8 protein-coding genes are annotated in these 9,783 nt (G+C 36.6%); all 8 read left to right on the forward strand.

Annotated elements, in window-relative coordinates:
- The first annotated feature begins 1 nt into the window (after position 1).
- The 8 genes from Xkoz_RS16795 to Xkoz_RS16830 all read left to right on the forward strand — a co-directional run bounded on the left by Xkoz_RS16795 (position 2) and on the right by Xkoz_RS16830 (position 8,390).
- Positions 2 to 856 (forward strand): alpha/beta fold hydrolase, encoded by an 855-nt coding sequence (locus Xkoz_RS16795; RefSeq protein ID WP_099143137.1) that lies wholly within the window; start codon positions 2 to 4, stop codon positions 854 to 856.
- Positions 853 to 1,926: an enolase C-terminal domain-like protein gene (locus Xkoz_RS16800; protein ID WP_099143138.1), complete on the forward strand. Its 1,074-nt coding sequence runs from the start codon at positions 853 to 855 to the stop codon at positions 1,924 to 1,926. Before Xkoz_RS16795 ends, Xkoz_RS16800 begins: the two co-directional genes overlap by 4 nt.
- On the forward strand, positions 1,923 to 3,641 hold the full coding sequence (locus tag Xkoz_RS16805) for a thiamine pyrophosphate-binding protein (RefSeq protein WP_099143139.1): 1,719 nt from the start codon (positions 1,923 to 1,925) through the stop codon (positions 3,639 to 3,641). The genes Xkoz_RS16800 and Xkoz_RS16805 overlap by 4 nt, the downstream gene beginning before the upstream one ends.
- An 8-nt stretch (positions 3,642 to 3,649) precedes the next feature.
- Positions 3,650 to 4,312: a hypothetical protein gene (locus Xkoz_RS16810; protein ID WP_099143140.1), complete on the forward strand. Its 663-nt coding sequence runs from the start codon at positions 3,650 to 3,652 to the stop codon at positions 4,310 to 4,312.
- Positions 4,305 to 5,414 (forward strand): hypothetical protein, encoded by a 1,110-nt coding sequence (locus tag Xkoz_RS16815; protein ID WP_099143141.1) that lies wholly within the window; start codon positions 4,305 to 4,307, stop codon positions 5,412 to 5,414. Before Xkoz_RS16810 ends, Xkoz_RS16815 begins: the two co-directional genes overlap by 8 nt.
- 32 nt (positions 5,415 to 5,446) lie before the next feature.
- Positions 5,447 to 5,812: a hypothetical protein gene (locus Xkoz_RS16820; protein ID WP_099143142.1), complete on the forward strand. Its 366-nt coding sequence runs from the start codon at positions 5,447 to 5,449 to the stop codon at positions 5,810 to 5,812.
- Positions 5,813 to 5,821: 9 nt separating this feature from the next.
- A complete protein-coding gene (locus Xkoz_RS16825; protein WP_099143143.1) occupies positions 5,822 to 6,487 on the forward strand; it encodes an SDR family oxidoreductase in 666 nt (221 codons plus the stop codon).
- A 550-nt stretch (positions 6,488 to 7,037) separates the two neighbouring features.
- On the forward strand, positions 7,038 to 8,390 hold the full coding sequence (locus Xkoz_RS16830) for an MFS transporter (protein WP_099143144.1): 1,353 nt from the start codon (positions 7,038 to 7,040) through the stop codon (positions 8,388 to 8,390).
- The last annotated feature ends 1,393 nt before the right edge of the window (positions 8,391 to 9,783 follow it).

Genomic DNA, 9,783 nt, shown 5'->3' on the forward strand with positions numbered 1-9,783 from the left:
TATGTATGACAATAAAAATATCACAAAAAAAATTACACGTCTTTATGATGGCGATCTGATAATTCATAGTTGGATTCCTAATTCAATTGAGGCAATTATCATATATGTACATGGATTACAGAGCCATGCATCTTGGTCATGGGAGTTTGCATTAGATTTTGCACAGGAAAATACATTATTTATATGTATGGATAGACCTGGGAGTGGAATGAATATTGAGCCACATGATGAATTTCCTTCCGCAGATAGAATTGTATCTTTATATAAAAGTCTTTTTGAATATGTATTTTCTCTTTATCCTAATATACCTGTAATTGCAGTTGGGCATTGTCTAGGTGGCTCTATACTAACAGCTACATTAGCACAACACCCATCTTTATTGAAAGGATTGCAGTCTATATCTATAGTCTCATCCTGGTTGGGTAGAATGAATACATCTTTAAATAAGCATGAGCTACAATCCATATTGAATAATGATAGTAATGATTTATGGGATGTTGGAATTCTACCTGAGGATTTCTCTTCAAATTCTAATTACCAAGATTTTATACGGCAAGATCCTTTAGCAATTCGTAAAATAAAATCTCGCACTAGGAAAAATATTTTAGCTCTAGAGGAAAAATATATTTATCTTAACTATCCGTTAACAGAAGTTAAATCACAATATATTTCATCTTATGGAGACCGTGTTATTGATACTAAATTGGCAGTAGAAGAATACATAAAATATTATGGTAAGGAAGGAACAATACATTTATTGGGGTCAGTAGATCACTATATCCCTTTTACTAAATATCGCCGGCAATTAGCTAATATGGTTTTGAATATGCTTCATGATGTTGAGACTGTTGTATGACTATAGCAAATGCATTTGTCCATAACGTACAAGAAAAAATGGCTGTTCCTTTTAAACATTCTAGCTTTGCTCGTTGGTCAAGTGAATCTATCGTCCTTGAATTAAATGTAGATGGTGTAACAGGTTACGGGGAGTGTGCTCCCCGTCAATATGTTACAGGGGAATCAATTGATGCAGTTCATCAGGTATTAACTTCTTGGATAAAAAAGAGACTAATGTGTGTAGCGCATTTTTTAGTATCTGGAGTACCTTTTGATGAAGTATTAGCTCATGAATTCAGCTTTATTATAGATGTAGCTCCTAATGCTTGCTGTGCCATTGAACTAGCCATAATGGACTGGTTAGAAAAAAGAACAAGAACACCTTTAGGTCCAAAAGCGGTTGTCGATAGTGCACCCTTTGTCCCAGTCCTTGACAGTTACGGGCGTTGGAATGCATCCGATAGTGTAATTGCTAAGGCCCCATTGGTTAAATTGAAATTGGCGGATACCCTAGAGGAAACCTGTAAAAGGATTTCTGTAGTACGTAAACAAACATCAGCTACTGTGCTTGTTGATGCTAATAATGCTTGGTCAAAAAAAGAGATATCTGCTGTTGTACCATATTGTATGGATGCAGGTGCAGAATGGTTTGAAGAACCTTGTATGGTACGAGATTATCAGACTTTACGAGAGATTCGCACTTATGGAGCTAAAGTATTACTTGATGAATCCGTACAAAATGAAAACGATGTTATAGCCGCTCTTGATGCTGAAGCTGTTGATGGTATTAACATTCGTATTGCAAAATGTGGTGGACTTTCTTGTGCTGGTAGGATTGCGAATCTGGCTAAAACAAAAGGATTGGCGCGTTATTATGGTGTTCAAGTTGCTGAAGTAGGTACATTGATCACTGCAGGACGCATACTTGCATTATCAGACTATCAACCTTTAGGTGTCGAAGCTGGGCAGTCTGATCTTTTCTTCAATTCAGATACTCTCTGGGTAACTAATCCAGCTTTATCTCGTGATAGAGGGATAATTACTCGCACACATAACGATCAATTAAATGGCCGGAATCCTAAATCATGAAAGATAATTTCATCGTACCTTTCACATCTGATAGTTTAGAAATTGATATAGAACACTATTATTTTTCTGATTGGTTAAAAAAATATCTCCAAGAACATGGAATAGATACATTTGTTTTTAACCCAGGAGCCTCATTTAGGGGGTTACATGATTCTCTTGTTAACGACGGTGACACAAAAGTAATTATGGCATGTCATGAGGAGATTGCTGTCGCTTTCGCTCATGGTTATTACAAAGCAAGTAAACGCCTAGTATGTGTACTTATACATGCTAATGTTGGTCTACTGCATGGTGCTATGGCTATTTTTAATGCTTGGTGTGACCGTATACCTTTACTATGCTTAGTCGGTAATGGGCCGATAGATGCTGGAAAGCGTCGGCCTTGGATAGACTGGATACACACTGCACATGATATTCTTGCTCCTATTCGTGGTTATACCGCATTATCAGCTGTTTCTACTGACCAATGGGGAACTGCACATGATATCAGACGCGCGATTCGGACTGTAATGAGTGAGTCTCGTCTCGGGCCTGCCGTGGTTGCAATAGACTCAGACCATCAAGAGTCATTGGTAGAAAAACGTGTATTACGTCTTGGTCCTGTAGATATAGATAAAAATATATCAGTTATTCAATCTCAGCATATTCAACGTGTTGCCAAATTTCTCTCCTTAGCGAAACGCCCTCTTATTATTGTGGAAAGAGCCGGGCGCCAAAAAGGGTTTATGTTAGCTTTGGAAAATTTATCCAATGCTCTGAATGTTAAGATTCCGGTATTGGAATGTGGCTACTATGAAAATGCCATTACTAGAGATTCAGAACACCATTGGATTCGGTTAGAATCCGCAATATTAAATGCTCCCCCTGATGTAGTCTTAGCATTAGATACTGTCGATCCCTTAAGTTATTTAGGAACACTGATTGATACAGAATGTCTGAAAGAATCAGTTTTTATTAGTGTAAATACACCGGGCATAGCACTTTCTGGTTGGTCTTCTGATGCAGGGATAGAGTCACCAGGTATTATTTATGAGGGTGATATTGTTAAGTTTTTACAGTCTACTGCAAAATATGTAGAGCCTCACATATCTCCTATTTCTATCTGCATGAAACAGAAGGAATTTTCTGAATCTGTATTAAAGCATGCTATACAAACTATATCTGATACATTTGATGCCGCAGCTGTTAATATCCGTATCGTCAATGGTGGTAGCACTCAAATTGATCAAACTATCCGTTTCGTTTTCCATTTCAAACATGAGGCTCAGTTTTTAGGAATGAACGGAGGAGGAGGATTAGGGTATGGATTACCAGCATCACTTGGTGCAGCTGCAGCGATCCAGGAAGATAATACGGGAGAATTAGCAGTAGCTTTTCTCGGTGATGGTGATTTTCTTTATACTCCAAGTAGCTTGTGGACAGCTGCCGCAAAAAACATTCCTGTTTTATTGATAGTTGTTAACAACGGGCAGTACTATAACTCACTCGAGCATGCGAAAATCGTCTCCAAGAATCGTCAACGCTCAACATCACCACGTGTTGCTACAACATTTGATGAATTGTCCGTAGACTTTGTGAGTTTAGCTCATAGCTTTGGTATCCAGGCTGGAAATGTAGTAGCTGAAGATAATTCAGCATTATCTACAGCGATACTTCATGCAATTTCATATATCCGTGAAAAATCATGTCCTTTTCTTATTAATATGCAGGTTTAAATATAATAATGGAAATGAAAAATATATCACCATTTCTAGTTCGTGATTTAAAGGGGCGTATTGGGGTGTATGGATTTGCAAAAAGCTATATTAGCAATGGAATAAAAGATGACTCTGTACCACCTTATTTTTTCCGAGGAGAAATTGGCGATTTAGCATCAGCAAATGGAAATTTAAATACATTAACACAATCCAAAGTATTAAGCGAAGAGATGGAATTAGTCTGGTTAATTGATACGGAAAAGGGAACAACATGTCGTTTTATTGGTTTTATGTTTGGAAATGATCTAACTGACTTGGGAGAGTTTCGTCAGGATGCGGCTAGAATACTTCATGCTAAATTACCTCAGGCAAGTATTTCTGATCATTGGTGGCCAAGTTTGCAACCTCCATCCTCACTGAATATTACAGTAACGAGACATCGTGGCGATAATGTGCAAAATTATTTTGCTAAAGTAGGAATGGATCATCTCTCGATTTCATTAGACACAGCACTGAAAGCTGTTTCTAAAATGGCAGGCTGGAAGCATTTCGATAAGATTTTACTTTTCACAGGTGCTCCGCGAGGGTTCGCGTGGAAGGATGAACCAGCATTAGATAATGATCGGTTCGAGCTTATTGTTGATGAATTAGGAAGTATCCTTCATAACAGGATTAACTGTTATGATTAAAATAGACCGTGTTAGTACTAGGTTTTTTGCTTCTGCAAATTATTTATCAGGTGCTACGGAAGTTGTGACAATTATTGAACTTGATAAAGGGGTACCAACTTATAAAGACATTTCACAATGGATAGAAAGAAATTCTATTTTACATACTGTTCCATATGTGGATGATGCTGGTTATTTGAAAATGAGGGAGGAAAAATATTCAGGTATTATTTCTTCTGATTGCCTGAGGATAAGTTATGTTAGTCAGCTCACTCTTAGCAATATTTTGGAAATTGAGCTGAGTGAACCAGTGAAGCATGGTCTATGGCGTATAACATTATATCATTGTGGTACAAAATACTTCTTTGCATGGCGTAGAAATCATCTTATTTCTGATGCATTTACTACTAACCTTATGTTAGGAGATCTGTTTTCAAGATTTACACCAATTTCTAACGGTTGGTCTACTTGGTCAAATAGAATAGATGATGATCCATATATAACTTCTTCTTGTTCTCATCGATTGATTTTTTCTTCGAGAATAACAGAAAAGCTCAACAATTTATGTAAGAATTTACGGGTTTCGCTCAGTAGTATTATTGCAGTATTATTGCGTTATCATCTGACTAATGACTCTCGGAAAGGCAAGTCTATATGGGTTGCTTATAGTCGCCGTAAAGTATTAAATAACTGGTGTCCAGGTTGTTTAATTGGTGTAGTTGAAGTACCTGTAAGCGAATTATGCAATAATATCGAAAATATTCAGAAGTGTGAACAATATATATTGTTAAACACTCAGGATTCTAAGATTCAATTAGAAAGCTATGATAAAGCAAAAGAAGGTGTAAAAAAAACATGCTATTCTTCCTTAGGTCCATGTGTAACAAATAATGGTCGGTATAGTAGCCTTGAATCTTACGAGGTCATTCGTGATATTGTAACATGCGTTGATCGGCGCCAAGGAAATTATAGTATAGTTGCTCATCTCGATCGATTTCGAGGAAGAATAGCAATGACGTTGTCTAGTGCTGCTAAGGTATTTAGTGAATCAGAATTACAAATTCTTGCAGAAGAAATTATTAACTACTTTGATCAAGATAAGATTATTTTTCCTATATCATAAAGAATAACTTTTGAATTTATGAGATAAATTTTATGCCATTTATATCATTATATATTACCTCTGAAATTTGGCCATTTAAAGAAAATTTAATGCAATCGCTGGATTCTCAACTTAAAAATTTGCAAGGTTTTAATACTAAATTGTGCAAGTATAGACTAACTCTTGTTGATGAAAAAGTTATAGAAGAAAAAGAAAAAAGAAATCTTATTTCTTCAGATTCTATACGTTGTGAGTTTGTTACATTCAATGATCGCTCTCAGGATGTTTTAATGAGTATTTTGAAAGCATGTGAGCTTGGCATAAAAAATGCTCTTATATCATTAAAGTATCCTTGGCAATATTCGGTTACTATAATCCCAATTGAGCGATCCTATAATATTTCAGGGTTTAATAAATAAGGAAAAAATATGGAGCGGGTTTTAGTTGTTGGTGGACTTTCAGGTATTGGTAAATCAGTCGTAGAGTGTTTACAAGAAAAATTCATTGTTGAAACACTATCTCGTCGGAAAAGTACTCAACACAAAATAAAACATCATACTATTGATGCTGCAGAACCTGATGCGTTAAAAAATTATTTTTTTTCATCTGAAAAATATGATCACTTAGTTATTACTGCCGCTGATACACCAATAGGTGGAATTTATTCGTTATCCGATGAGAAGGCAAAATATGCCATAACTAATAAACTTTGGCTTGCTTACGTAGCTGCAAGGGATATTCCTTGGAAAAAATCGTTAACCTTTATTAGTGGATATTTATCTGCACGCCCAGGAGAAAATACAACATTACAATCAGCAATAAATGCTGGTATTGAAGGTATGACTAGAGGTATAGCTCTAGAGAAAGCTCCTGCTCGTGTGAATTGTATATCACCAGGAACTATTGATGCGGGATTATGGGATAAAGTAGCTCCTGATATTAGACAAAAAACAATGGAAAAAGTATCAAAACGTACATTAGTAGGCCATGCAGGACTTCCAAAAAATATTGCGCAAGCAGTTAAGTTTGCAATTGAGTGTGACTACTTAACTGCTGAAATTATTTATGTTGATGGAGGAGCTCGTTTTGGTTAATTATATTAAATCAGTATAAATTAAATAATTAATTTGCATTTAATATCTAGATTATCTGGTATTTAATGTTATTTTATATACTATAAACTAGTTCTAATTTAGTACTATTAAAACTCACATTAAATCTGAACTCAGATTGATGTGAGTTGTTACCAAATCATTAGTTTAAAACAATCTAAAATATAATTTATTAGAACAAAGAAAATGTTGCCAACGTCGATTAAATTAAGTTAAATTAAAATTATATTTCCATTGGTTAATATCTGGAGCTAAAAATTAAACATTAGTTATAATAATTCAGGTAGATGATTAATTGCATTTAAGTCAAAAAAATCACCTATTTAAGATGCAATTATTTGAAATATCATAAAAAATGATATTCTCACTGTATTCGTAATTTATTATATGTGCTTAAGCTTTATTTTAAAAAAACAAAGATTGTGCTCATTGCAAATATATATGCGAAATAACAGCTAAAATATTCACTTGATGACATAATTATTTTTGGTTAATATACCAATAATATCGAGAATTAGTATGGAGATATTGTGTGAAAAAAGAGCTTATTATTTCTAATCAACGGCTTGCTGTAGTTCTTGCTCTCGTTAGTTCATTTATTGTTTTTGTTGATACTACTATTGTAAATTTGGCTCTGCCGATTATTGAGCAACATCTGACAGCAAGTCGTTCACAGCTGGAATGGGTTATTAATGGTTATACACTTTCTTTTGCTGCAGTAATGTTAGGATCTGGTGCATTAGCAGATTCCTTAGGACCTAGACGTGTATTCCTTTTCGGAATTTTACTTTTTCTTGGTGCTTCTGTAATTTGTGCACTTTCAGGTACTACCGCTATTTTGAATATTAGCAGAATAGTTCAAGGTATTGGCGCTGCACTTATTTTACCTAGCAGTTTAACTTTGGCAACTAGAACACAGGTAAGTGATACTAAACGACATCAAACTATTGGATACTGGGCTGCAGCTGGAGGAATCGGTTTAGCTGCTGGACCATTTCTTGGTGGGGTTTTAATTAGCATAGCTGGCTGGACTTCTATTTTTTGGGTGAACGTTTTTATTTGCGTGCCAGTATTGCTTATAGGATTATGGAAGTTACCCCAATTGGATGAAAAGGCAAGGCAACTTGATATTTTGGGACAGTTGACTGCGACTATGAGTATAGCTGGTTTAGTTTTTGTACTTATTGAGGCTCCTACACTCGGGTGGTCACATACCTGGATAATCATTTCTTTTGTTATTATGCTAGTAGGTATCATAGCTTTCTCCATTGTTGAAAAAAGGGTCTCTGCACCACTTTTGCCACGTGACATCTACCATAATCGTATATTTCTAATATCTACAATACAAGGAGCTCTATTTAATTTTATGTTTTATGGACTGCTTTTTGCGTTGAGTTTTCAATTTCAGCAAGGTAGAGGATTATCTCCGATGATAAGCGGTTTAAGTTTCTTGCCAATGACAGGACTAGTTGCAGTCGGAAATCTTTCTGCGGCACGCATTGCTGCCTGTAGGAATCGCGTTTATGTGTTGTATCTAGGGCAATCAGTTCTCACTTTATCTTTGATTGTCATCTTGCTTTTGGGCTATTTGCAAATGCCTTTATGGTGTACTTTGCTTGCGCTCATGCCAGCAGGATTTTCTTCTGGGTTGTTGGTTCCAACAATGACTTCACAGACTCTAAGTACGGTATCTCCAAATCTTCATGGTGCGGCTTCTGCCGCGTTTAATACTTCACGACAAGTCGGTGGAGCAATAGGTGTAGCAGTATTTGGACCATTATTAGGTATAATGATCAGCCTTGATAATGGTTTTATTATGTGTGTACTACTCTCGATCTTTGCTACGATGATAGCCTTTTTGCTCACGCGCTATATAAAAGTATAAATATGCTCATTTTTGTAAAATGATAAATCCCTTTATTATATTCCTTTGGAGTATTTAGCTAAACTCATCCAAATTTTCATCTTGCCGAGTTTGTTGCAAAATTATTTCTGTATCGTGTGATAAACTTGGCAGAATGAGCAACTGTTACTTTAGTTCATTATCTGCCCTGATTTTTTTAGAATACTTCAAAAATAGTTTAAGGAATTTCTTTTGTCCTCGCTCCAATAGGATGATGGATTTTCTTCTACAATGTGCTAAAAAGCAAAAAAATTGACTCAATATCATACAATCTATAGCATAGCAAATTGCTACTGTTATGATCCTATCGCCTGTAAGGATCACCCATCGGGTGGCGAACTAAAACTCCTGTAGCCTGAAAGGGAGAGCAAATATTGCGGTACATCTGCACACTTTTGGAAGCAGATATCGTCAGGCACATAACCTACTGTTGACGATGAAAGTTTCCCGGTTTATTTATGCACCGGCTTATCACACATGCAGAGTAGTAACCCTGCCACGTTTACCTTAACTATTTTTACCTTGCACGGCTTTATCCACGCTTTGATTTACGCACGAAAAACGTCCCGAAAACTTTGCGGCGTCACTTGCGTTTAAGCGGAGCGATTACCAAGTGACGCCGCAGAGCGACCAACGTCCAGAGCACGTCCGGTCTGGTTTTACGAACAATTTGAATCACGTTTTACTCAGTGTCACCACTTTTCATTGGTATTTTTCTGCCTTAATTCATTTAGTTCGTTTGTTTTTCACATACTGCCTTGCAACAGGCTGATGCAGTAAAGAAAGGAGATATCACACGTCACGAATAATGAGGCGTTCATCCTGACTGAGTCAGGCACTGAACGGGGAGTAAACCATCGCCGTGCAAAGCACGTAGCGAACTCCTGCAAAAACTCAACACAATGCTCTCTCTGCTACACATTATCTGACGCACCACGGAACGGTGAACCTAACCGACACGCAGAGAATGTTTCGAAATAAGTAAATTGATCTGAAAATACAGGGGAAATACAGATAGCGAAGCGATCACGAACGAGAATAAACAACAAAGATTGATTTCGCCGTCCGTATTCTTCCCTGAGTTTGTGCGCTCTTGAGAGGAGTTATAACCGTTAAACTTAATCGTTCAGTTATTGAGTCTGCTAAAACAATCAGTTAAAGTATTCCCGCCATTAGCACAATCTAATGGTCAGGGATTTGCAACCCTGTGGACACTTCACTGGTAGGATATTTCTACCAGTGTGCCTGCATTCGCCTTTTCTATGGTGATTCAGGCCATAGGTATCTACACATCTCCGAGCTGACCCAATGCTCTTGCGGCTAAGAGGGTCAGTTCCTCGGGGGTATACTCGGATAGCAACATTAATGTGTTCAG

Origin of the sequence: Xenorhabdus kozodoii, assembly GCF_002632875.1 — a bacterium.
Lineage (GTDB): Bacteria > Pseudomonadota > Gammaproteobacteria > Enterobacterales > Enterobacteriaceae > Xenorhabdus > Xenorhabdus kozodoii.

What these genes read in the sequence shown, in the direction of transcription:
- Xkoz_RS16800 (WP_099143138.1), top strand. Translation starts at nt 853, where the DNA reads ATGACTATAGCAAATGCATTTGTCCATAACGTACAAGAAAAAATGGCT.
- Xkoz_RS16810 (WP_099143140.1), top strand. Translation starts at nt 3,650, where the DNA reads ATGGAAATGAAAAATATATCACCATTTCTAGTTCGTGATTTAAAGGGG.
- Xkoz_RS16805 (WP_099143139.1), top strand. Translation starts at nt 1,923, where the DNA reads ATGAAAGATAATTTCATCGTACCTTTCACATCTGATAGTTTAGAAATT.
- Xkoz_RS16815 (WP_099143141.1), top strand. Translation starts at nt 4,305, where the DNA reads ATGATTAAAATAGACCGTGTTAGTACTAGGTTTTTTGCTTCTGCAAAT.
- Xkoz_RS16795 (WP_099143137.1), top strand. Translation starts at nt 2, where the DNA reads ATGTATGACAATAAAAATATCACAAAAAAAATTACACGTCTTTATGAT.
- Xkoz_RS16820 (WP_099143142.1), top strand. Translation starts at nt 5,447, where the DNA reads ATGCCATTTATATCATTATATATTACCTCTGAAATTTGGCCATTTAAA.
- Xkoz_RS16825 (WP_099143143.1), top strand. Translation starts at nt 5,822, where the DNA reads ATGGAGCGGGTTTTAGTTGTTGGTGGACTTTCAGGTATTGGTAAATCA.